At 68.0% G+C, this 23,000-nt stretch carries 21 protein-coding genes; 10 read left to right on the forward strand and 11 right to left on the reverse strand.

The window, feature by feature from the left end:
- Positions 1–142 precede the first annotated feature (142 nt).
- Positions 143–1,255 (forward strand): alkene reductase, encoded by a 1,113-nt coding sequence (locus LXM88_RS03695; RefSeq protein WP_262530571.1) that lies wholly within the window; start codon positions 143–145, stop codon positions 1,253–1,255.
- An 87-nt stretch (positions 1,256–1,342) separates the two neighbouring features.
- On the opposite strand, the gene LXM88_RS03700 is transcribed toward LXM88_RS03695, so the two are convergent.
- The 3 genes from LXM88_RS03700 to LXM88_RS03710 all read right to left on the reverse strand — a co-directional run bounded on the left by LXM88_RS03700 (position 1,343) and on the right by LXM88_RS03710 (position 7,058).
- The gene (locus tag LXM88_RS03700; protein WP_262530572.1) at positions 1,343–2,014 is read right to left on the reverse strand and encodes a phosphohydrolase; all 672 of its coding nucleotides are present in this window, start codon (positions 2,012–2,014) and stop codon (positions 1,343–1,345) included.
- 98 nt (positions 2,015–2,112) lie between these two features.
- Positions 2,113–4,002: an amidohydrolase gene (locus LXM88_RS03705; RefSeq protein WP_262530573.1), complete on the reverse strand. Its 1,890-nt coding sequence runs from the start codon at positions 4,000–4,002 to the stop codon at positions 2,113–2,115.
- 164 nt (positions 4,003–4,166) lie between these two features.
- The gene (locus LXM88_RS03710; RefSeq protein WP_262530574.1) at positions 4,167–7,058 is read right to left on the reverse strand and encodes an ATP-binding protein; all 2,892 of its coding nucleotides are present in this window, start codon (positions 7,056–7,058) and stop codon (positions 4,167–4,169) included.
- Between the two features lie 397 nt (positions 7,059–7,455).
- Here LXM88_RS03710 and LXM88_RS03715 point away from each other — a divergent pair, with 397 nt between their 5' ends.
- The gene (locus tag LXM88_RS03715) at positions 7,456–8,370 is read left to right on the forward strand and encodes a helix-turn-helix domain-containing protein (protein ID WP_262530575.1); all 915 of its coding nucleotides are present in this window, start codon (positions 7,456–7,458) and stop codon (positions 8,368–8,370) included.
- A gap of 60 nt (positions 8,371–8,430) precedes the next feature.
- On the opposite strand, the gene LXM88_RS03720 is transcribed toward LXM88_RS03715, so the two are convergent.
- Together LXM88_RS03720 and LXM88_RS03725 are read right to left on the reverse strand one after the other, a co-directional pair.
- Positions 8,431–9,372, reverse strand: coding sequence for an MBL fold metallo-hydrolase (locus LXM88_RS03720; protein ID WP_412524098.1), 942 nt, complete (start codon positions 9,370–9,372; stop codon positions 8,431–8,433).
- A 208-nt stretch (positions 9,373–9,580) separates the two neighbouring features.
- A complete protein-coding gene (locus LXM88_RS03725) occupies positions 9,581–10,231 on the reverse strand; it encodes a DsbA family oxidoreductase (protein ID WP_262530577.1) in 651 nt (216 codons plus the stop codon).
- Between the two features lie 120 nt (positions 10,232–10,351).
- Between LXM88_RS03725 and LXM88_RS03730 the strand changes: the two genes are divergently transcribed.
- Entirely contained in the window at positions 10,352–11,257 is a 906-nt protein-coding gene (locus tag LXM88_RS03730; RefSeq protein WP_262530578.1) for a LysR family transcriptional regulator, read from the forward strand.
- A 33-nt stretch (positions 11,258–11,290) separates the two neighbouring features.
- Here the strand turns inward: LXM88_RS03730 and LXM88_RS03735 are convergent, their stop codons facing one another.
- The 3 genes from LXM88_RS03735 to LXM88_RS03745 are packed head-to-tail and all read right to left on the reverse strand — an operon-like array spanning position 11,291 to position 14,481.
- Positions 11,291–12,754 carry an alginate export family protein gene (locus LXM88_RS03735; RefSeq protein WP_262531636.1) on the reverse strand — a complete coding sequence of 488 codons (1,464 nt, stop codon included), beginning with the start codon at positions 12,752–12,754 and terminating at the stop codon, positions 11,291–11,293.
- A complete protein-coding gene (locus LXM88_RS03740; protein ID WP_262530579.1) occupies positions 12,754–13,695 on the reverse strand; it encodes a VOC family protein in 942 nt (313 codons plus the stop codon). The genes LXM88_RS03735 and LXM88_RS03740 overlap by 1 nt, the downstream gene beginning before the upstream one ends.
- A 48-nt stretch (positions 13,696–13,743) precedes the next feature.
- Positions 13,744–14,481, reverse strand: a complete 738-nt coding sequence (locus tag LXM88_RS03745) for a YoaK family protein (RefSeq protein WP_262530580.1) — start codon at positions 14,479–14,481, stop codon at positions 13,744–13,746.
- Between the two features lie 352 nt (positions 14,482–14,833).
- On the opposite strand from LXM88_RS03745, the gene LXM88_RS03750 reads away from it, so the two are divergent.
- From LXM88_RS03750 to LXM88_RS03765, 4 genes are all read left to right on the forward strand, one after another.
- Complete coding sequence (locus LXM88_RS03750; RefSeq protein ID WP_262530581.1) at positions 14,834–15,553, forward strand: TetR/AcrR family transcriptional regulator; 720 nt, start codon at positions 14,834–14,836, stop codon at positions 15,551–15,553.
- Between the two features lie 141 nt (positions 15,554–15,694).
- Positions 15,695–16,570: an alpha/beta fold hydrolase gene (locus LXM88_RS03755; RefSeq protein WP_262530582.1), complete on the forward strand. Its 876-nt coding sequence runs from the start codon at positions 15,695–15,697 to the stop codon at positions 16,568–16,570.
- Between the two features lie 39 nt (positions 16,571–16,609).
- The gene (locus tag LXM88_RS03760) at positions 16,610–17,752 is read left to right on the forward strand and encodes an FAD binding domain-containing protein (RefSeq protein WP_262530583.1); all 1,143 of its coding nucleotides are present in this window, start codon (positions 16,610–16,612) and stop codon (positions 17,750–17,752) included.
- A 163-nt stretch (positions 17,753–17,915) separates the two neighbouring features.
- Positions 17,916–18,758 carry a hypothetical protein gene (locus LXM88_RS03765; protein WP_262530584.1) on the forward strand — a complete coding sequence of 281 codons (843 nt, stop codon included), beginning with the start codon at positions 17,916–17,918 and terminating at the stop codon, positions 18,756–18,758.
- A gap of 145 nt (positions 18,759–18,903) precedes the next feature.
- On the opposite strand, the gene LXM88_RS03770 is transcribed toward LXM88_RS03765, so the two are convergent.
- Positions 18,904–19,113, reverse strand: a complete 210-nt coding sequence (locus LXM88_RS03770; RefSeq protein ID WP_262530585.1) for a hypothetical protein — start codon at positions 19,111–19,113, stop codon at positions 18,904–18,906.
- Here LXM88_RS03770 and LXM88_RS03775 point away from each other — a divergent pair.
- Positions 19,100–19,336 (forward strand): hypothetical protein, encoded by a 237-nt coding sequence (locus tag LXM88_RS03775; RefSeq protein ID WP_262530586.1) that lies wholly within the window; start codon positions 19,100–19,102, stop codon positions 19,334–19,336. The genes LXM88_RS03770 and LXM88_RS03775 overlap by 14 nt on opposite strands.
- 35 nt (positions 19,337–19,371) lie before the next feature.
- On the forward strand, positions 19,372–19,848 hold the full coding sequence (locus LXM88_RS03780) for a hypothetical protein (protein ID WP_262530587.1): 477 nt from the start codon (positions 19,372–19,374) through the stop codon (positions 19,846–19,848).
- Between the two features lie 83 nt (positions 19,849–19,931).
- Here LXM88_RS03780 and LXM88_RS03785 read toward each other — a convergent pair whose 3' ends face one another.
- A complete protein-coding gene (locus LXM88_RS03785; protein ID WP_262530588.1) occupies positions 19,932–20,930 on the reverse strand; it encodes an ABC transporter substrate-binding protein in 999 nt (332 codons plus the stop codon).
- A 53-nt stretch (positions 20,931–20,983) separates the two neighbouring features.
- Complete coding sequence (locus LXM88_RS03790; RefSeq protein ID WP_262530589.1) at positions 20,984–21,328, reverse strand: DUF3088 domain-containing protein; 345 nt, start codon at positions 21,326–21,328, stop codon at positions 20,984–20,986.
- A 487-nt stretch (positions 21,329–21,815) separates the two neighbouring features.
- Here LXM88_RS03790 and LXM88_RS03795 point away from each other — a divergent pair, with 487 nt between their 5' ends.
- The gene (locus LXM88_RS03795) at positions 21,816–23,000 is read left to right on the forward strand and encodes a porin (protein ID WP_262530590.1); all 1,185 of its coding nucleotides are present in this window, start codon (positions 21,816–21,818) and stop codon (positions 22,998–23,000) included.

Consider the following 23,000-nt stretch of genomic DNA (forward strand, 5'->3'; position numbering starts at 1 on the left):
GCGCGACGCCCGCCCGGGCCGTTCGCGCGCCGGAACGCCGCCGGAACGCTGCCGGCACGTCACCCGCGTCACACCCGAACTTTCCGCAGGGCCCGCCGGACCATACGCGGCGCCGCCCTGCTCCACGCCAAAGGAATCCATCATGTCTTCCCTGCTCAGCCACTACGACCTGCGCGGCCTGCCGCTTCCCAACCGTGTCGTGATGGGGCCGATGACGCGTTCGCGTGCGCCGTCGCGCGGCCAGCCGACCGAACTCATGGCCGAATACTACGCACAGCGCGCATCCGCCGGCCTGATCGTCACCGAAGCGACCAACGTCAGCCCGGCCTCCGCATCGTTCGAACTGACGCCGGGGCTCGTCACCGACCAGCAGGCGGTCGGCTGGAAGCAGATCACGGACGCGGTCCATGCGAACGGCGGCCGCATCTTCGCGCAGTTGTGGCACGGCGGCCGGGTCAGCTCGCTGACGCTGCTCGGCGGCGCCGCGTCGCTGTCGCCGTCCGGCGTCAACGACGATCTCGAGCAGTTGCAGGTGTGGGCGCAGTTGCAGAACGGCTATTACACGAAGATCCACGCGACGCCGTCGCGTGCGATGACGACGGACGAAGTCGCCGGGACGGTCGACGAATTCCGCCAGGCGGCCGTCCGCGCGATGGCGGCCGGCTTCGACGGCGTCGAGATCCACGCAGCCAACGGCTACCTGCCGCACCAGTTCCTGTCGTCGACGCTGAACCGCCGCGACGACCGTTACGGCGGCTCGGTCGCGAACCGCACGCGCTTCCTCGAGGAAATCGTCGACGCGGTCGGCGGCGTGATGCCGCTCGACCGCGTGGGCGTGCGCATCTCGCCGTACGCGAAGTACAACAACGTGCGCGACGCCGATCCGGATGCGACGTACGCGTACGTCGGCCGCATGCTCGACGAAGCCGGCGTCGCCTATCTGCACGCGGCGGACACCAACGGCTGGAGCGGCGAGCCCGACCTGCCGCGCATCGTCGAGAACACGCGCAAGGCCTTCGGCGGCACGCTGATCGTCAACGGCGGCATTGCGCCGGAGGCCGCGAATGCGCTGATCGATGCGGGCGACGCGGATCTCGTCGCGTTCGCGCGCGCGTACATCGCCAACCCCGATCTCGTCGAACGCCTCGCGACGAATGCGCCGCTTGCCGCGCCGAAGGCGGTCGGCTGGTATGGCGGCGACCGCGCGGGATACGTCGATTATGCGCGTCACGACGCGGCGGGCCGGAACGCCTGAACGCCGCACCGGCGGCAGCCCGACGGCATGACCGGCGGGCTGCTCCGACTGCCGCCGAAGCCGGCGGGTCGTTCCGCACGGATGCCGTCAGGCGCCTTTCCAGCGCGCGCCCAGCACGCGTCCGCAAAAATTCGGCCGGTGAAAATCCGGATCGGCGCGCTCGAGCACGTCGGCGCTCCACGTGCCGAACGTCGACGCCGGCCGGTGCGCGACGCCGCGCGCGATCGCGTCGAGGAACGCGTCGCTGAACCCGTCGCCGCGCGGGTACGCGGCGAGCAGCGCCCGCCGCTCGTCGGCCGAATACGCGTCGAAGTCGGTGGCCATCAGGTCGGTCGATACGGCGGACGCCAGCACGCGCGCGAGCGGCGACACGCGCGCGGCCACGCCGGGCGTCGTATGCAGCGCGATCGCGCGCCACACGTCGTCGCGCATGCACTGCGACGTCTGGTGACGCAGCAGGAACGCGTCGGCGGCATCGGCGCTGTCGAGTTCGTAGCGCTCGGTCGAGCGGCCGTACGCGGTGCTCAAGCCCATGTTCGCGTACATCGCGGCCACGTACAGCGCATCGGCATCGCAGGTCTCGCCTGCGCGGCGCGCGGCCAGCGACGCGAGCACGAACACCCGGCAAGCGTGATCGGTGATCACCTGCGGTAGCGACGCGCATGCCGCGTCGGCGGCCTCGATCGCCATCGGCGTCCGGGGAATGCGGACGCCGGCGACTTCGTCATCGACCCGTGCGCAGGTGTGCGCAGTACTCATCTCGTCTCCTTCTGCCCCGCGCCGGGGGCGAAAAATTGTCCATGCATGTCGCCGCGCGGCACGACGCGTGCCGACATGCCCGTTGAAACAGCGTCAACCTAACAGGCGAAACCGGGGTAGCCGGATGCTTCGCACTGCTCGACAGCCTCCATCGCGGCCGCATGAAGGCGCTGCACGAAACGACGCCGGTGAGCGCGTGCGGAACCGGCGTCCGGGCCGTCTGCCGCCGCCGCGCGCGGCTGCGCCGACGCGGCCGGACGACGCTGGCCGATTCCGCCGACACCGCCGAATTCGGCCACCGGCGACCACGCGGGGCTGACCGGCAGCGGCGGCGGCGCGAGCGGCGCGAACTCGTCGTCCGCATGCACGACCTTGCCGTCGACGACCGTCAGCACCGACGACAAGGATTTGATCAGGGGTTCGTCGATCGTGAAGTAGTCGTCCGTCAGCACCGCGAAATCCGCATACTGGCCGGGCACCAGCGCGCCCTTGCGGTCGTCCTCGTTCGAGAACCATGCGCTGCCGACCGTGTAGCGGCGCAGCGCTTCCATCCTGCTGAGCCGGTTGCGTTCGGGATAGAGCGCCGTGCCGCCGACGGTGCGCCCGGACACCATCCAGTACAGCGACACGAACGGGTTGTAGCTCGCGATGCGCGTCGCATCGGTGCCCGCGCCGACCGGCAGCCCGGCCGCCAGCATCGCGCGGATCGGCGGCGTGCGCGTGGCCGCGTCGGCGCCGTAGCGCGCAATGAAGTACTCGCCCTGGAAGGCCATCCGGTGCTGGACCGTCACACCGCCGCCGAGCGCGGCGATGCGTGCGATGTTCGCATCCGAAACCGTCTCGCAATGATCGAAGAACCAGCGCAGCCCGTCGAACGGCATGTCGCGGTTCACGGCTTCGAGCACGTTCAGGAAGCGGCCGATCGATTCGTCGTAGGTCGCGTGCAGCCGGAACGGCCAGCGGTGCCGCACCAGCAGCCGCACCACCGCGGCCAGTTCGGCCTCGAGCGCTGCGGGCAGATCGGGGCGCGGTTCGAGAAAATTCCCGAAATCGGCGGCGGAGTACACCAGCAGTTCGCCGGCGCCGTTCATCCGCAGGAACGCGTCGCCGTCGCCGGGCTTCGCCAGCGTCACCCAGCGCGCGTAGTCGTCGAGTTCGCGTCCGGGATGCTGCACGAACAGGCTGTATGCGATGCGCACCGTCAGTTCGCCGCGCTTGGCGAGCGCCAGGATCGCGCCATTGTCGTCCGGATAGGCCTGGAAATCGCCGCCCGCGTCGATCGCGCTCGTCACGCCGAGACGGTTCAGTTCGCGCATGAAATGCCGCATCGAATTCATCTGGTCGTCGTGGCCGAGCTTCGGGCCCTTCTCGAGCGCCGTGTGCAGGACGGCCATGTCCGGTCGCGCGATCAGCATGCCGGTCGGCCTGCCGAGGCGATCGCGCTGGATCTCGCCGCCGGGCGGATCGGACGTGTCGCGGCCATAGCCGATCGCGCGCAGCGCGGCCGCGTTCAGGAGCGCGCTGTCGCCCAGGTGCATGATGAAGACCGGCGTGTCGGGCGCGATCGCGTTGAGTTCGGCCACCGTCGGCCCGCGCTTTTCCGCGAACTGGAATTCGGTCCAGCCGCCGACCACGCGCACCCACTGCGGCGCAGGCGTGCGCAGCACCTGGCGACGCAGCATCGCGAGCGCATCGGCCAGCGTCGGCACGCCGTCCCAGCGCAGTTCCAGGTTGAAATTCAGGCCGCCGCGAATCATGTGCAGGTGCGAATCGTTCAGCCCCGGGATCACGGTGCGGCCGTTCAGGTCGATGCGCAGCGTGTCGGCGCGCGCATGGCGCATCACGTCGTGCCCGCTGCCGGCCGCGAGGATCCGGCCGTCCTTCACCGCGAGCGCGGTCACGAACGACTGCCGGTCGTCCTGCGTCGCGATCTTGCCGTTGCATACGATGAGGTCCGCCGCTTCGGCGGGTTCCGTCGCCTTAAGCACTGTCGTGCCTCCCGCTTGCGCCGAAAGCCGGCATACGGCCGCACGCGGCATGCACCCGGATTGACGATACACGGACCATCCACTTCCCCTTGAACGTTGATCGATCGGCCCGGCAGGCCGCGGCGCGATGGCGCGGCGGCGTCCTGCGCGGGCCGGGCGTGCCGCTACGCCACCTGCTGCATCGCATCCGCCGTCTCGTGCCGCATGCGCGTACGGGACGTCGACGGTGTCGTCTCCGGGCGAACGAAGTTCTGCACGCGTGCCAGCCGGCGCACATCGAACGCGCGCGATTGCGGGTCGAAATGCCCCGACAGATTCGCTACCAGCGACGAAGCCTGCGCGGTGCGCCCGCGCTCGATCAGGTGATCGGCGAGATCGAGCGTGCCGCGCAGCGCCCACATCGCGGCCCCTTGCCCGTTCGCGGTATGGATCCCCATCAGCAGATGACGGTGTCCGTCGGCTTCGCAGGCGATCGCGACGTCCGCATCGGCGCTGCGGGCCTGTTCGAGCATCGCGAGCCCCCGGGCGCGCAACAGTTCGGGCACGAACAGATGCTCGCCGTGCGCGCGGCAGCGCGCGAGCGTCGCGTCGAGCTTCGTGCAGGCCTCGGCCGCGCGGCCCGTGCGCGTCAGTCCTTCCGCGTACGCGACGGTCAGCGGCGCGAGCACGCGCCGGAATCCGCTCGTTTCGATGCGCCGCAGCGCGGGCTCGAGCCGCGCGAGACCGGCGCCGGGGTGCCCGGCCTGCATGTCGAACTGCCCGGCCAGACATTCCGCGTGGCTGAGCCAGATGTCGAACCCGTTCGCGTCGGCGGTCGATCGCAGCGTGCCGAGATAGTCGGAAATCACGTCGTGATCGCCATAGCGCAATGCAATCGGTACGGCTGCGGCGCCGAGCACGACGCACAACGCCAGCCCCGACCCGGCGCGGCGCGCGCATTCGACCGCCTGCGCAGCCAGTCGCATCGCATATTCCGGATCGCCCTGCATCCACACGAGCCGCGTCAGCATCGTCCGGCCAAGCGTCGCGACGTCGATGCCCAGCGCCGCCTCCGCGCACGACGGTTCGCCGACCTCGGCCAGATCGGCCATCGCCGCCTCCAGCCGCTCGCGCGCCTGCGCGTGCTCGCCGAAGTAATGCAGCGAGGTCGCGACCATCGCGTTCGCCAGCAGTCGCTGCGACCGGTCGCCCCGCCGCTCGGCGGCGCGCTCGAAGCGCGTCGCGTAGCGCAACGATTCATGGATGTCGGAGCGCGTCAGCATCGTGTTCCACAGCCCGACCAGCGCGCGCGCATCGAACGCCTCGTCGCCGATCCGGCCCGCAAGACCGAGCGTCCTGTCCCACATCGCGGCGGCCGTATGCGTATCGCCATCGGTATGCAGCAGCGCCGCCGCATAGGCCGCGCGCAAGCGCATCTCGCGCGCCGCGTCGACGACCGCGGCCCCGTCGGACTCGATCGCGTCGAGCGCCCGTCTCGCCGTCATCGAACATTCGCGCATGCGCGCCGGCTCCAGCAACGCGAACGCCAGCGCGTCCGCTTCCAGCGCCTGCGGCTCGGCCGCCACGGGCGCGCGCGGCGCCGGTGCGTCCGTGGCGAGACGCAGGCTCGCGAGGTCCGCGGCTTGTGCCTGCGTCTGCATCCGCGCTTCTCCCTGCTCGCGCTCGTAGCACGCATGACGCTCGGCGATGGCGTCGAATTCGCCCTCGTTGTGCAGCTTTTCGAGCGCATACGCACGCGTCGATTCCGTCAACCGGTAGCGCGCCTGCGCGCCGTCGAACTCGACGGTCACCAGCGACTTCGCAACCAGTTCGCCGAGCACCGCGATCATGTCGGCGGCCGACATGCCGGGTTCCATCGCGATCTCGCGGGCGGCATCGAACGTAAACGGGCCGATGAAGCACGCCATCCGGCGAAACAGCGACCGCGCGGCCGCATCCAGCAGCACGTAGCTCCAGTCGAACGTCGCCCGCAACGTCTGGTGGCGCGGCAGCGCCGAGCGCAGTCCGCCCGTCAGCAGGTTCAGCCGGTCGTCGAGACGCGACGCGACGATCTCGAGCCCGAGCGTCGCGACGCGCGCGGCAGCCAGTTCGATCGCCAGCGGCAGCCCGTCGAGACGCCGGCAGATGTCGCCGATCAGCCTGATGCCGGCCGGATCGACCGCGCAGTCGGGCGTGGCGGCGCGGATCCGCGTCAGAAACAGCTCGACGGCCGAATGGCGCACGATCTCGTCGACGGATGCACCGCCCGCCGGCACCGCCAGCGGGCTCACGCGAAACACGGCTTCGACCGAGATATGCAGCGGCTCGCGGCTCGTCACGAGCACGCGCAGCGATGCGGCGCGCGACGTCAACGTATCGACGAGGTCGGCAACCAGATCGACGACGTGCTCCGCGTTGTCGAGCACGAGCAGGCCCGGCGACGCGGCGAACGCATCGCCGATCCGGTCGAGGCCCGGCAAGCCGTCCGTCTCGAGTCCGAGTTCCGCGGCAATCGCGAGCAGCACGTCGTCGCGCGTCGCGGCACTCGCCAGCGCGACGAACAGCACGCGCTCGCCGGTCCGGCCGCGCAGCTCGTGCGCGACCCGGTCGGCCAGGCTCGTCTTGCCGATGCCGCCCGCACCGACCAGCGTGACGACCGGCGCACGTTCGATCATGTCGACGATCTGCTCGATCTCGGCCTGACGTCCGACCAGCGGAACAGGACGGGCCGCCGCGACGGCGTCGGCCGGCAACGCGGCCGCGCGCGGCGCGACCTCGTGTGCGACGGCGGGATTCGCGATCAGCAGGTAGCCACGGCCCGGCACCGTCTTGATCAGGTCGCGGTTCGCGCCCAGCGCCTTGCGCAACGTCGCGACATGGACCTGCAGCCGGTTCTCCTCGACGATCAGGCCCGGCCAGACGGCATCCATGATGTCGTCCTTCGACACGACGGAACCATTGGCGCGATGCAGCACTTCCAGTATGTCAAGCGCGCGTGCGCCAATACGCAACGACGCGCCGTGGCAGCGAATGTCCCGCTGCTCGAAATCCACCGACAACGTCCCGATCTGGATCATGGCCGCCTCCAGGTTCCCCACGATGACCGCCATGTGAACACGGCAGTTCACCGGGGCGGGAGTGCGCACCCGGCCAGCCCTGCAGGCCGGGCGCAAATCTCAAAAAGTGGGCCGAGTGTAAACGCCGTATAAACAAAAATCTTGAAGGAAAATGCGCTGCCCTGTTCCGCCCCGGCCCGCCTGCGAACGCGCGCCGGACGATTGAAAATGGGGCAACATCGACCGCGACAGCGCGTTCGCGTGCCCGCCAGGGCCGGCGCAGCGCGAGTCGGTCGAACGCAAGCAATTCGTCAGCAAGTGGACAATTATTCAAGTTAACTTGGGCAGGTCGGGCGCACCGTATAAACTTCGCGTCAAAACGCTCGCGCACCGCCCCCCATCGAAGGATTGTTCCGCCATGCCAGATCCCCTCGTCGCGCCACCTGCGGCGCCACCGAAAGACACGCTCGGATGCCTGTCGAGCCTGCTGTCCAAGGATATTGAAAGGTCGGTCGGCGGCCTGAAGCTCCATCGCAAGTGCATGCGCGACGAGCAATTCGAGCGCATCGAGATGGCGGCCAGCGATCGCGGTTTCCTGATCGGCGTGTCGCTCAACGGCGGGCACCGGCGCACGATCTACGGCGGGGCCGGCCAGTCCCGTTCCGAGCGGCGCTTCCAGCACAACTCGATCTACATTCGCGACTTTTCCCGGAATTTCCGCGCCGACCTGTACGGCAAGTTCGACTTCCTGCTGGTCGAGCTGTCGCACGCATATCTCGACGACCTCGGCCGCGAGCACGACGGTACGGAAATCGGCGGCCTGACCTGCGCGCCCGACGTGCAGGACACGGTGCTCGGCCATCTCGCGCACGCGGTCGCCGACAGCCTCGACGGGCCCGGCGCGCTGAATACGCTGTTCGTCGAGCAGATGGGGCTCGCGATCGGCACGCATCTCGCGCGCCAGTACGGCAACACGAGCGCACGCGACCTGCAGCGCAAGGGCCTGCTGTCGCCGGCCAAGACGGCGCTCGCGAAAGAGCTGCTGATGGAAAAGGCGGATCTCGGCGTATCGATCGAGGAAGTCGCGAGCGAATGCGATCTGTCGCGCGGCTATTTCATCCGTGCGTTCTCGCGCACGACGGGACGCACGCCGCACCAATGGCTGCTCGAACAGCGCGTGATCCGCGCGCGGCAACTGATCGAGACGACCGACATGACGCTTGCGGAAATCGCGGCCGTCTGCGGCTTCGCGGACCAGAGCCATCTGAACCGCGTGTTCGCGCGCATCGTCGGTCATCCGCCCGGCGCATGGCGGCGCGAACTGGCCCGCTGACGCAGCTGGAGCCACCGCTACGCGCGCGGCGCGCGCGTCATGGCGCGCACCGCTCGCCGCTCATCGAAGTGGCGTCGTGTCGTAATTGACCGGCACCCAGTCGTATTGCTCCCCGTCCCTGCGCAAATGCCCGAGCCCGGGAAACGCGATATGCGCGGCACCGACCAGGTAACGCTTGTCCGCGACGCGCTTGAACGTGTCGCGCCGGGTGCGTCGCGCCGCGTCGGCATCGCTGTCGTACTGGACGGTCGCGTCCGGATCCTGCAACTGGATCGCCGCGACGTGCACGATGTCGCCCCATGCGAGCAGCCCCGCGTTGCCGCTCTCGATCAGGTAGGCCGTATGGCCCGGCGTATGGCCGGGCATCGGCACCGCGCGGATGCCGGGCGCGAGCGCCGCTTCGCCGCGAAACGTCCTGAAGCGGCCGGCCGCGACGTACGGCGCGACCGACGCGGCGGCCGCATCGAAGAACGACGCGAGGAACGCCGGCGCCTGGGCCTTGTTGTCCGGATCGAGCCAGTAGTTCGCCTCGATCTCGTTCACGCGAACCGTCGCATTCGGAAAGGTCATCCTGCCGTTCGACACGATGCCGCCGACGTGATCCTTGTGCAGGTGCGTGAGCAGCACTTCGTCGATCTGCTCCGGCGCATAGCCTGCCGCACGCAGGTTCGCGAGCAGCTTGCCGCAGCAGTCGCCGTACAGCACGCCGGCACCGCTGTCGACGAGGATCCGCTTCGAGCCGGTATCGACCAGGAATGCGTTGATCGACCCCTGCACGGGCGGCTCGAGAAACGCGCGATCGAGATCGCGCCGGATTTCGTCCTTCGACACATCGCGGAACACCGTATCGATCGGGAACGCATGCGTGCCGTCGGACAGCGCGACGATCTGCAGGTCGCCGAGCTTCTGCCGATAGAATCCGGGGGCCTGGTTCCCGCCGCCCGGCTCGGCGGCAAACGCGACCGATGCGAGGATGCCGACGCACCACGCGACGAGCAGCATGCCGCGCGAGCGCGCCGCGCGCGTGCGCCAGTTCAGGTTCTTCATGTCCGTTTCCCGGTTGCGTAGCGACGTTGCGACGTTGCGCGCCGGCTTGCCGGTCCGGCCGGCGAGGTGCGCACGACACCGAGCTTACCGGCCGGGTTCGCAATAATCCTGAGCGGGACGTGAGTCGTTCTGAAAGCCGTGCCCCGGCGGCGCCGGCCCGGATTCAGGCGATTTGGTCGAGCGCGCGCTGCGCGTCGATCAATGCATTGCGAAACACGGCGGCCGGCTGCGCGCCACTGACGACCAACGTGCCGATGCGCGTCGACGGCACCGAAGCAACGCCTTCACGCACCGCTTCCGCTTCGAGCGCGACCACTGCGTCGAGACCTTCGCCGGACGCGAGGAACGCACACACCGCGTCGCCCTGCAAACCGGCGCCCGTCGCAATCTCGGCCAGCACGTCCGCATCGCCGATATCGCGGCCGTCGCGGAAATACGCGGCGAACAGCGCATCGACGAGTGCAACCGCGCTGTCGCGTTGCTGGGCGAACCACACGAGCCGGTGGGCAAGCCGCGTGTTCGGCGTGCGCGCGATCCGCGCATGGTCGAACACGAGGCCCGCCGCGCGGCCGGCTTCGACCACATGCGCGTCGAGTGCCTGCGAGCGCGCCCAACTGCCGAACTTCGCGCTCCGGTACGCCTTGCGGTCGATGCCGCCGGCCGGCATCGTCGGGTTCAGTTCGAACGGCACGAACCGGACATTCACGTTGCCACCCAGCCCGGCCGCGTCGATCGCGTCGGCGAGCCGGTGCTCCGCGATCCAGCACCACGGGCAGATGAGGTCGTAGGTCACGGTTACTTCGAGGGGTTTCATCGTCATCTCCTGTACATTGCAGTCCAGAAGATAGCGCTTGCGCGCCGGCGATAGAATGCCAGCGGCACGCAACGCATCGATGCGACACGCACAAAGGCACGAAGGCACAAAGGCGACGACATGGACAAATTCTCCGCGCTGCGCGCGTTCGTCGAAGTAGCGGAAGCCGGCGGCTTCTCGAGCGCGGGGCGCCGTCTCGAACTCGCGGCGTCGTCAGTGGTGCGCGCGGTGGATGCACTTGAAGCGTCGCTCGGCACCGTGCTGCTGAACCGCACGACGCGCCAGGTCACGCTGTCCGATGCCGGCTCCGTGTACTACTCCCGCGCGAAGCGGCTGCTCGAGGAACTCGCCGAAGCCGACGCGCTGGTCGCCGATCGCGGCGAAGAACCGTCCGGGCCGCTGCGCGTGTCGGTGCCGGTCGCGTACGGCGTGCGCCGCATCGCGCCGCACGTCGCGGCCTTCCTCGCGCGCTATCCGAAGCTCGACCTCGACCTGCAGCTCACCGACGAACGCGTCGATCTCGTCGCCGGCCGCATCGATGTCGCGATCCGGCTCGGCGAAGCGGCGCCGTCCGCGGAAGTCGTCGCGCGACCGCTCGGTACGTTCCAGCGCTATGTCGTCGCGAGCCACGACTACCTCGCCGCGCACGGCACGCCGGCGGCGCCGGGCGAGCTGGTCGACCACGCATGCCTGCGCTTTCACTTCGGCGGCGACCAGCAGGCGTGGTCGTTCGTCGATGCGCACGGCACGACGCAGGTGCTTGTCGCCGGGCGACTGAAATCGAACCACAGCGAAGTGTTGCGCGATGCTGCGCTCGACGGCGCCGGCATCGCGCTGCTGCCCGACTGGCTGGTCGATGCGGACGTCCAGTCGGGCCGCCTGCGCCGGCTCTTCGAACAATACGACGTGACGCCCGGCACGGCGCGCTCGGTGGTCACCGCGCTCTACCTGCCGACGCAGCGCGGCTCGAAACGCGTGACCGCGTTCATCGATTTCGTCGAAACGCTGGCGCGCGCGCAGCCCTGAGCCGCGCGCCGCGTCGCGCTGCGCTACGCCGCATTACCAGCCGAACTTCGCTTCCACGCCGACATAGTCGGCATTGCGCGCACCGAGCGCGCGAATCGAATCGGCGACCTGGAAGTGCACGGCCTCGACGGCCAGCGCGACGTTCGCATCGACGAGCCAGTCCACGCGGGCCTGTGCATACATCCCCGTATACGAACCGCCCTTGCCGGCCGTGCCCGGTACCGCCGACATCCCTTGCCCGTAGATCGCGTCGGCCGTCGTGTCGCGCCACTGGAAACCGACCGCGGTCAGCACCGTCACGTTGCTGGCGGGCTTGAACGTCAGCGACGGCTTCACGTGAATCAGGTTGCTGTAGCCGGTATAGCCGGCGAGCGTGAAGTAATAGCCGTTCGGGAACAGCGGGTTGAAGGTGCCCATGCGCCCGTCGCCCGGATGCCTGTCGCCCGACGCGCCGTCGACCTGGATGCCGATGCGCGGCGTGCCCGGCGTCTTCGCGAACGTATAGCCGCCCAGCGCGCCGAATGCCCACGCGCCGATCGTGTCCTGCCCGATATGCCCGGTCTGCAGCATTGCCTCGACGTCCCAGTCGAGCCGGCCGGATTTGCCCGCGTAGCGCATGTCGAATACGTCGCGCCGCTCGTTCCCGGCTCCGGCGAGATAACGCGCGTTGTCGCGCGTATAGCGCGACCAGTAGCCCGACAGATCGCCGGGGCCCGTGCCGTTGCGCTCGATGCGCACGCCGTCGAATCTCAGGTGCCGGTTCGACACGTCGTCGAACACCGCGTCGTTGCGATACTGCACCGGGCGCGTCACATAACCGATCAGCCGCCATTTGCCGATTTCGTAATCCGCCCACAGCGCGTCGAACGCCTGACGCACGTTCGGCCCGTCCCGCACCGACACGAACCGCTGCAAGTCGAAGGCCATCTCCTGCCGGCCGATGCGGGTCTTGAACGTGCCGCCGCCGATCTGGTCGACATACGCGACGAACGCCTGCTCGATATCGAGCTGGTCCTTGTCGACGGACCCGACCGTGTCCTTGCCGAACGGCCGCGCATCGACGAACTGGACGAACGCCTGGAAATGACCGGCATAACGCAGGTCCGCATGCACCGTCGCGCGCTGGATCACGTAATTGTCGTCATGCGCGGCGCCGAGCCCGAACAGCGGCGCGTTGTTCAGCTCGAAGCGCTCGCGCAGGTTCGCGCCGAGCGACAGGTAGGTCGACGGGTCGGCGCCCAGCGGGATGTACTTCAGCGCATCGAGCGGCTTGCGCGGCACGCATGGATTCGCGAGCACCGACCAGTCTTCCTGCCAGCGGTTGAACAGCACGGTCGGCCGCTTGGCCGTGCACGACGTGCCGGCGGTCGTGGTCGAGGCCGGCGCCGCGGATTCCTCGGCACCGGCCGCCGTACCGGCGTACGTCGCGACGCCGCCCGCCAGCACGGCGGCCGGCAGCACACGCCGCCATGCTCGTCCCATCCGCCGGCGGCCCATCATTTCGACCGCGCGTGGATCTCGGCGACGTAGCCGCCCGGGAACTGCACGAGCGCGGCATCGCGCCCGTCCGACGTGAACGTCGGCACCAGCACGGTCACGCCCGCGGCCTGCGCCTGCTTCAGCGTCGCGGCCAGGTCCGGCACTTCGTAGCCGGTCATCTCGCGGCCGAACGGGTAAGGCAGATGGCCGTCCGTTGCGAGCACCGTCATCTTGCCGAAACCCGACTCGATGCGGATGCGGCGATACGTGTCGTTCGGCCGGCCGATCTCGACGCCCGGCGCCTTGCGCACGTCGGACACGATCTTGCCGCGCGAGAACGCGACGAAGTCGTGCGCCAGCTTGCTCGCGCTTTCCGGCGACACGTACACGCGGTTTTCAGGCACCGTCTGCAGCGGGTCGTACTTCGGCGCCTGCGTGTGCCAGTACAGCTGCATGTTCACGCCGCCCGGCCAGCGGACGATCGCGTCGCGGCCGATCGGGTCGGGGAACGTGTCGACGATCACGTCCGCGCCATGCGCGCGCGCCGACTTCACCGCGACGTCCATGTCGGTGACGAGATAGCCGGTGCGCTCCGCACAGAACGGATACGGAATCGGCGTCTTGAAGCCAAACACCGAGACCGTGCCGACCGGCGTCAGCACGAGTTGCGACATCGTCTGGCTCGGCGTCGGCGTGACCTGGAACACGCCCTGCTGCGACTTCTTGCCGCCGAACGTCGCGACGAAGCTGTCGGTGAAGCGGTCGAAATCTTCCGGTGCGACGCACACGTGCGTCGTGTCGTATTGCGGGCCGACCGCGACGGCCGGCACCTTCGCGGACGAGGTCTCGAGCAGGCGCGTCTCGTCGGCATGGGCCGGCGCGGTCGCCAGCAACGCGCCGAGTACGGCCGTCGACGCGGCCGTCATCCGCAGTACCTGCTGCAATTTCAATGCAATCATCGAATTCTCCTTGAAAGTGGCAAGCGCAGCGGCACGCTGCGCTTGCATTCAGCGTGACGTCGGCCGCGCGTCGGGCCGACCGGATTGATAGGCGAGGAAGCCCAGCGCCGCGAGCGGCAGCGCGAGCGCCCAGAAAGCGGCGAACAGATAGGCCGCGGCCCCCGCGCCGGCCCCGAGCGCAAAACCAGCGACCGGCGGCAGCGTGCGCCGCAGCCGCACGCGCGCGGCGTCCCGTTCGGCAGGAGCGGCGAGCGGCACGAGCCAGTCGAATGCATCGATCACCGCCTGCGTGACGTTGCCCGTCATCACCGTATTGGCGACGACCGAACGGGCCGTCAGCCGGCCGTGCGCGTTCTGGACACCCATCGCCGCGGCGCCGAGCAGGCCGCACAGGATCGTCCTCGGCGCATCGGCGTCGGCGATCGGCGACGCCATCACGCCGGCCAGCATGAATCCGGCCAGCAGCACGGCCTGCAGCGCATACAGCGAACGTGCGCGCACGCCATGGCCCAGCGAACGCATCCGGTGATCGAGCACGCGCGCGCCGACGATGCCGGCGATGAAGGCCGGAAACGCGAGCCACTTGATCATGAGCCCTTGCCCGACGCCGGCCAGCCCCGAGCCGATCAGGATGAAGTTGCCGGTGACGTGCGCGGTGAACAGGCCGAACAGCGCGACGAAGCCGAGCGTGTCGACATAACCCGCGATCGACGCGAGAAACACGTCCTCGCCGCGCACGTGATCGGGCGCTGCTGCGGCGCCCGCGGTTACTGGCTGCGAGGGCATGACCCGGCTTCCTGGAAGGTGTCGACTGCGCCGGCGACCATCATGCATGCGCGCGGCGAGATCAGATAACGCATGTTCCGCTCCGGTTGCGCCGACCGGTCCGGCTTGCCGACTGGCGTCCGGCCCATGCGTCGGCTCGAGAGCTAGACTAGTTAAGGAAAGCCTTAATGTCATGGCGGCGGCCTGAATTTTTCTGAATGCGCCGCTCGCGCGCAGGACGGGGCTGCCGGCCCGATTCGATGCAGGACATCCCGCGCCGCAACACAAACCGCGCCGCAAACCGTCTTCGAGGCCCCGATCGTGTTATTTTTCGATCGATAGTTTAGGCATGCGCGCCATCAGGAGCCGACGAATGACCGAAAGAAAACGCAGCACGCCGGCCCGCGAGCCCGGGACCGACGCCGACGGCAACGCCGTCACGCCGGGCCGCCGGCTCGCGCCGGAGGCGCGCGAGCGGCAGATCGTCGAGAAGGCGATCGAGCACTTCGCGACGCACGGCTTTTCCGGCAGCACGCGCGAGCTCGCGCGGCAGATCGGTGTCACCCAGCCGCTGCTGTACCGGTACTTTCCGAGCAAGGAAGCGCTGATCGATCGCGTGTACGACGAGATCTACACGTGGAATCCCGACTGGGAAAAACTGATCGCCGATCGCACCGTCTCGCTGCACGACCGGCTCGTCGCGTTCTATCGCGCCTACGCGCAAACCATCCTGCGGCGCGAATGGATCCGCACCTTCATCTTCGCCGGGCTCAGCCGCGAAGGTTTCAACACGCGCTACCTGTCGCGGCTGCGCGAACGCGTATTCCTGCCGGTGTTGCGCGAGCTGCGGCACGAATACGACATCGCCACGCCGGCGACGGAGGCCCAGCGCAATGCGGAAATCGAACTGGTCTGGAGCCTGCACGCGAGCATCTTCTATCTCGGCGTCCGCAAGTGGGTCTACGGCCTGCCGGTGCCCGACGATCTCGACACCGAAATCGAGCGGCTGATCGACGCGTTCCTGAACGGCACGCCCGCCGCGCTGAAGCAGCTCGGGTCGGGCGCGACCACCCGGCGCCGCCGGCGCGCGTAACGCGGCGGCGGGCGGCGGGCGCGCGCGCAAGCGGACGAATTCAGAACAATTCATCCGGCGCGCCGCGCGCTTCACCTATCCTCGATAGGCATTCGCAGCCGCGCCTTTTGCGCGCAGGCCGAACCGAACCGGGACCGCCGCATGACCAACGCCACGCCTTCGATCGCCCATCACACCGTCACCGCGAACGGCATCCGCCAGCACTACATCGATGCCGGCAGCGGGCCCGTCGTCGTCCTGCTGCATGGCTTCCCGGAAACCAGCTTCGCGTGGCGCTTCCAGATCCCCGCGCTGGCGCAGCGCTACCGCGTGATCGCACCCGATCTGCGCGGCTACGGCGAAACCGACAAGCCGGCCGCCGGGTACGACAAACGCAACATGGCGCGCGACCTCGCCGGGCTGCTCGATGCGCTCGGCATCGGCCGCATCGCGCTCGTCGGGCATGATCGCGGCGCACGCGTCGCGACGCGTTTTTCGAAAGACTTCCCCGAGCGCGTCGACCGGCTCGTCGTGATGGACAACGTGCCGACGCGCATCGTCGCGCAGAACATGACCGCGCAAACGGCGCGCGCGTACTGGTTCTTCCTGTTCCACCAGGTGCCGGACCTTCCCGAGGCGTTGATCGCCGGCAAGGAAGCCGAGTGGCTGAGCCATTTCTTCTCCGACTGGTGCTACAACCCGCACGCGATCTCCGGCGACGCGTTCGACACCTACGTGCGCGCGTATCGACGCCCGGGCGCCGTGCGCGGCGCACTGGCCGACTATCGCGCGAACGCCGAGGATGTGAAGCAGGATCTCGTCGATGCGGACGTCCGGATCGGCTGCCCGACGATGGCCCTCTGGGGCGAGGATTTCCATGCGGTCGGCAAGATGTTCGACATGAAATCCGTGTGGGAAGGCATGGCCACGAACCTGCGTGCCGAGCCGATCGCGCAGTGCGGGCACCTGCCGCAAGAGGAACAGCCGGAGCGCGTGAACGCGCTGCTGCTCGACTTCCTGAAGCACTGGGAAGGCTGAATCGATGCGCACGCAACGAATCCTCGGGAGGAACGCATCATGAGCGACGTTTCGGGACCGCTCGCGGTCGTGATCGGCGGATCGGTGGGCGGACTGTTCGCCGCGACCGCGCTGCGGGCGGCCGGATGGCGCGTCAAGGTCTTCGAGCAATCGCCGAACGACCTCGACAGCCGCGGCGGCGGCATCGTGCTGCAAGCGCCGATCGAACGCGCCTTCACGTTCGGCGGCGTGCCCGTGCCACGCGATGCGGGCGTCGATTCCATCGACCGGATCTATCTCGACGAGCACGACCGGATCGTGCAACGCCTTTACATGCCGCAAACGCAGACCGCGTGGAGCGTGATCTATACGGCGCTGAAGCGCGCGCTGCCCGCCGGCGTCGTGCATGCCGGCGTATCGTTCGAGCGGTTCGCGCAGGAAGGCGACCGGGTGATCGCGCATTTCGCGGACGGCCGCGTCGAGCAGGCCGACCTGCTGGTCGGCGCCGACGGCGGCCGCTCGAACGTCCGCGCGCAACTGCTTCCCGACGCGCGGCCCGCGTACGCGGGTTATGTCGCGTGGCGCGGGCTCGTCGACGAGCACCTGCTTCCCGACACGGTGCTGCAGGTACTGCGCAACCGCTTCACGTTTCAGCAAGGCGACGCGCATCTGTTCCTGACCTATCTGGTACCCGGCCGCGACGGCGCGATCGAACCGGGCAAACGCCGCGTGAACTGGGTCTGGTATCGGCGGCTCGCGCAGGATCGCGTGCCGTCGCTGTTCCTGGCGCAGGACGGTACGCAGCGCGACGGTTCGCTGCCGCCCGGCGCGATGCGGGACGACAACCGGCGCGAACTCGTGGACGCCGGCCGCCGCATGCTTGCCCCGACGCTCGCCGCGCTCGTCGATGCGACGCACTCGCCGTTCGCGCAGGCGATCCTCGATCTCGCGGTCGACCGCATGGTTTTCGGGCGCGCGGTGTTGCTCGGCGATGCGGCCTGCCTCGTCCGGCCGCACACGGCCGCAGGCGTCGCGAAAGCGGCGGAGAACGCGGTCGGTCTCGCCGAGGCGCTGCGCGGCGTCGTGCGCGGCCCCACGTTCGACACCGCGCTGTCGCGCTGGGAAGCCCTTCAGCTCGCGACCAACGCTTCGCTGTCCGAATTCGGCATCTCGCTCGGCACCCGGATCATGGGGCGCGCGTGACCGGCCGGCGGCCAGACGCCAATCCATGGCTCACGTACGCCATGACGTCGACAAGGCGTTATATTCTCGTTCCATGCAGGGCAACGCGTGTCGCATTCGCGGAAGGCGCCCCGCCTTCGCCGCGTTTTCCGACGCGCTTCCTCATCCGGAGAGAACGAGAAAAATGGACCACGCGCAGTACTTCAGCCAAAGCTCGCTTCAGGCCGCGAATCTTCGTCTGCACTATCTGTCGCAGTTGCTGCGCGAGCAGACCGGCTCGATCGTCCAGTACGGCATCCTTCGCGGGTTTCCGATCGGCGTCAGTCATTGGGCGGAGGTCGCGGTCGGCGGCTACCTGCTCGGCACCTATGAGATCGCCGTTTGCGCGATTCTCGAAGCACTCGGGTCGCCCCACAAGGTGCTGGTCGATCTGGGGGCCGCCGACGGGATTTTCGGCATCGGCCTGGTCAGCAACAACGTCTTCGGCCGCAGCCTGTGTTTCGAGATGGACGAGCAGCGCCGCCAGGCCATCCAGCACCGAGCCGCGGAGATGGGGCTGGCGGATCGGGTCGCTGTCCATGGCCAGGCCGATCGCAACCTGCCGGCAGTCCTGTCGGCGCACGGCGGCGATCCGGCCGAGCGGGTTGTCCTGTGCGATATCGAGGGAGCGGAGTTCGACCTGTTCGACGACGCGCTGCTGGAACAGCTCTCGGGCAGCCACGTCATCATCGAAATCCACGATTTCCTGCTGTCCGACCCGGAGCGGGCCGCACGCGCGTTCGACGAGTTGAGTCAGCGCGCCGGCCAGCATTTCCACGTGTACGAGATTCGCGACGGGCTGCGGGACATTCGCAACATCCCGCTGCTGCGACACTGGTCGGACTGGGACGCATGGCTGATGTGCGTCGAGGCCCGTTACCGGATGATGCGATGGCTCTGGCTCGAGCCGAAAAGCCAGCCGCGGCGCTCCGATCAGGACATCGATCGCCTGATCCTCGACTACCAGCGCCGGATCTTCGCCGGCTGACGAAACTGCGGCGGCCCACGTCGGGCCACGACGCGCCCGGCTGTCGCGCAACGTTCGAGCGCTCATGCGACACGCTCGATAACGCCCGTGCTCCGTCCGGGTTCCGACCGACACGGGGCTGCGGCGAACCCGATTTATCGTGGCGTCACGCGTACCGCACGACGATATCCCACGCGGTATGACACACCTGCCCCGGCAGCGTGAGCGCGCGCAGTGCGATTCGATCGCCCTGTTGCGTCGCGAGGCTGAGTTTGTGAGGCGCCTGCAACAACACCGTTGCGCCGTTGTGCTCCAGTTGGACGCAGGGTGCCGAAGGCTGGCCGCTCAGATGGGACAGGCAGATGTCCAGCACCATCCATTCGCGCGTCACCGCGAATTCGACAGCGTGCGACGCCCATGCATTGATTATCGTCATACGATATCGACAGGAATCAATTCAAGGGCTTGACCCGTTCGTCGAGAAAGGGACGCTCGATCGTAGTGAATATCGACGGATCCTTGCAGGCGGACCGGCGCTGAACCGTACGCAAGCCGATTACCCGATGATTGCCGCGGCGCGATATTCCGATGCGACCTGAAAATACGCCGGGACTCCGAACATTTGTTAAATAGCTTGAATGACCGACAAACGGCCGGCAATTTGCCTTACCATCCGGCCGTCATTCCGACTGATGTCGAACCCCGCCGACCGACTTGGACATCGGCCGTGGTTTTTATTCTTCAGGTGCTCGAACCGGGCGCCGATTTCATTCGAACGCCAGGACCGATCATGTTCCAGTCCCCGGGAGATTCCTTCGTCAGCGGCTCGTTGCTGGGCCTTTGCGTCGAGGTTCCGCTCGCCGCGCTGGTTTCGCTCGCCATGCACGGCGTCGACTGGAACGGACAGCGCATCGCGATGCTCATCGCGACGCCCGTGCTGATCGCATGCTTTGCGCTGCTGACCCGCCCGGTGGCATTCAGCACGGTATGGAAGCACAAACGCTCGCCTTTCGTGCTCGACGACAATGTTCGCGCATCGATCTACGGCCGGCTCTGCGGGATCGCGCTCGGCGTGGTATTCGGGGTCATGGTCGCGACGACGTTCTCCTGATCCGGTCGCGCCGGATCGCCCGACGAAGTCGACGTCGGGCTGGAAACCGCGAAGTCGCACGGGCGTCTTCCCGCAGCACCGCGTTAACCAGTTGCAACCAGCGAATTGAACGACGTATCCCAGAACGGCGCGACATTCGCCGGCCCGTCCAGCACGCCGATGCGAGCAAATACATCCGCGACCTGCTGATGCTGCGCCACCACGTCGGGCGTCACCGGCAGCAGCGCGTAGTCGTCGCTGCGCTGATCGAACATCGCGACGAGATCGGCAACCGGCATGCGCGTCTCGCGGTTCTGCACGAGCGCATAGTCGCGGAAATGCCCGTTCGCCCACGCATACGCGTGCCGGAACCGCAGCAGCAGATCGCCCGTCGCGGCACGACGGCGCGCATCGTCGAGCGTGCGCGGGTTCGCGTAGACGGGAAAATTCCCCGACAGATACCCCTTCCCCGTCTTCAGCACGCGCGCGCCGTAGCGATTGCGCGCGAGCTGGCCGTTGTAGCCGTAGATCGCCCACGCGTCGATGTCGCCGCGATCGTAAGCGGACAACCCGTCGGTCGGCGACAGGTTGATCGGCTGGATGTCGTCGAAGCTCAAGCCCGCTTCCGCAAGCTGGCGATACAGGAAATAGTGCGACGTCGTCGCGCGCACGTAGCCGACGCGCTTGCCCTTCAGTTCCGCAATGCCGCGGATCGGCGTGTCCTTGCGCGCGAGCGTGACCTGGTTGTTCAGGTCTTCGCGTGCGCGGGAGATGAACCGCACATTGGCCTTCTGGCGCGCCGCGAACACCGCCGGAATTTCGCTGCCCGAACCGATATCGAGCGCATCCGCATTGAGCGCCTCGATGTGCAGCACGCCGTTATTCAGCTCGCGCCATTCGATCCGGTAAGGCGTGTCGCCGAGGCCGGCCGCCTGCAGCAGCGCGCGCCAGCCGCCCTTGTAGGTCGCCACGCGCAGAGTCGTGCCGGCGAGATCGGCATTGACGGCCGGCGCGGCGAACGCGGCCCTTGCGGCCAACGGGGCCGACACGACCGCGGCACCGGCGAGCAGCAGGCGGCGGCGTGCCGCCGAAATTGACGACATCGGATGCTCCTGTCGGTCGGATAAGAATCGAATAAGAAGTGCAAACCGATGCGTCAATGAAGCACCGGAAACCCGTGGCGTTCGGCCAGCAGTTCGAGGATGCGCCGCGCGTCGGTGACGAAGCGCACGTCGCCGAGTGCCTGCGCGTCGTCCGGCGCCGGCTGGTCGCGACCGAGCACGAGCACCGGCAGGCCCTGGTGCGCGTCGTCGAGCGCATCGATCACCGCGTGCCGCGGCCGCTCGAAGCCGATGCGCCGCACGTCGATGCGGCCGGCGCGCTCGGGCGCGCTCGCCAGCAGCCCTTCGATCGACAGTCCATGCGGACAGACGAAGCGTTGACCTGGATGCTTCGGATCGGTAAAGCCCGGTTCCAGCAAAAACAGCACATCGCGACTCATATCGAACGGTTCCCGTGTACGTTGTACGACCGGGACGAACGCGCACGTCGGCGCCCTCGTGCTCCCGGAGCATGCCGGCCCGCGACCGGATGCCCGACTCTACCGTCACGCCTCGCCCTGCCATACCAACGTTTTGCGAAATCGATATGCGGCCGCGCTTAGCGCATCGGCCGTTCTCCGCACAGGGGGCCGTTGCGTAAAAGCATCGCGAGGCGAGCCGCATGCGTTGTGGACATCGAACGATTTCATCGATCGATATGACGGCGGTTGCACGTTTCCGGCGCTCGACGTTCGCCGTCGGTGCGATGCGTTCGCCGCAGCATGCGCGCCGGACGCGATCGCGACGCACGTGTCGAGCGTGCGGCAATGCACATTACAAATCGGCCGCGCAGCGATTTACAAACCACGGATCGACCGTTCGGCGCGGCGCCCGTCGTCAATAGCATCGTGATCCTCGCAGACGTAGTCATAAAGGCAGAGGATGGTCATGATCAAAAAATCGGTAGTCCTGGGTTTGGTTTCGATCGGTTCGGTCAGCGCGCATGCGCAGAGTTCGGTCACGTTGTACGGTGTCGTCGATGCCGGTATCGCCTATACGAACAATCAGGGCGGTGCGAGCAACATCCAGCAGACGAGCGGCAAGCTGAGCGGCAGCCGCTGGGGCCTGAAAGGCGCGGAGGATCTCGGCGGCGGCCTGCAGGCGGTCTTCACGCTCGAAAGCGGGTTCCGGCCGAGCGACGGCGGGCTCGGCCAGGGCGGCCGCCTGTTCGGCCGCTCCGCCTACGTGGGCCTCGCGAAGAAGGGGCTCGGCACGCTGACGTTCGGCCGCCAGTACGAGCCGATCACCGATCTCGTCGCGCAGTATTCGGGGTCCGGCTTCTGGTCGCCGGCCACGCACGTCGGCGACAACGACAACCTGAACCAGAGCTTCCGGCTGAACAATGCGGTGAAGTTCCGCAGCGACACGATCGCCGGCTTCACGGCCGAGCTGCTCTATGCATTCAGCAACCAGGCGAACGGCGGCGCGGGCACGGGTTTCTCGAACAACAACGCGTGGGGCGTATCGGCGAACTACGTGAACGGCCCGCTGTCGGTCGGCGGCGGCTATGTACGGCTCAATCATCCGAACGCGACGTCGAATACGAGCGGTGCGGTGGGCGGCGCGACCTCGACCACCGGCAACGACTACAGCGGCGCGTTCTTCTACGGGCTGAACGGCGGCGTGCTCAAGCAGCAGATCGGCGCCGTGGGCGCGAACTACGCGCTCGGCCGCGCGACGCTCGGATTTACGTGGAGCCACACGCAGCTCGACTATGTCGACGGCTCGTCGCGCAAGTTCAACAACTACGACGCGAACGCGCGTTACCAGATCACGCCGGCAGCGACGCTGATCGGCGTCTATACGTTCACCGACGGGCGCGCGAGCGGCCTGCCGGGCACCGGCGGCCAGACGCTGAAGCCGCGCTGGCACCAGTTCACGCTCGGGTTCGACTACGCGTTGTCGAAGCGCACCGACATCTATCTGTCCGGCATCTACCAGCTCGCGGCCGGCGATCCGAGCACGGCGACGTCGGGCGGTTATCGCAAGATCGCGGCGATCTCGAACATCGGCAGCGCGTCGTCGACGAACCGCCAGATCGCGCTCGTCAGCGGGCTGCGCGTGAAGTTCTGA

This window comes from Burkholderia sp. S-53 (assembly GCF_025560745.1).
GTDB classification, from domain to species: Bacteria; Pseudomonadota; Gammaproteobacteria; order Burkholderiales; family Burkholderiaceae; genus Burkholderia; species Burkholderia pyrrocinia.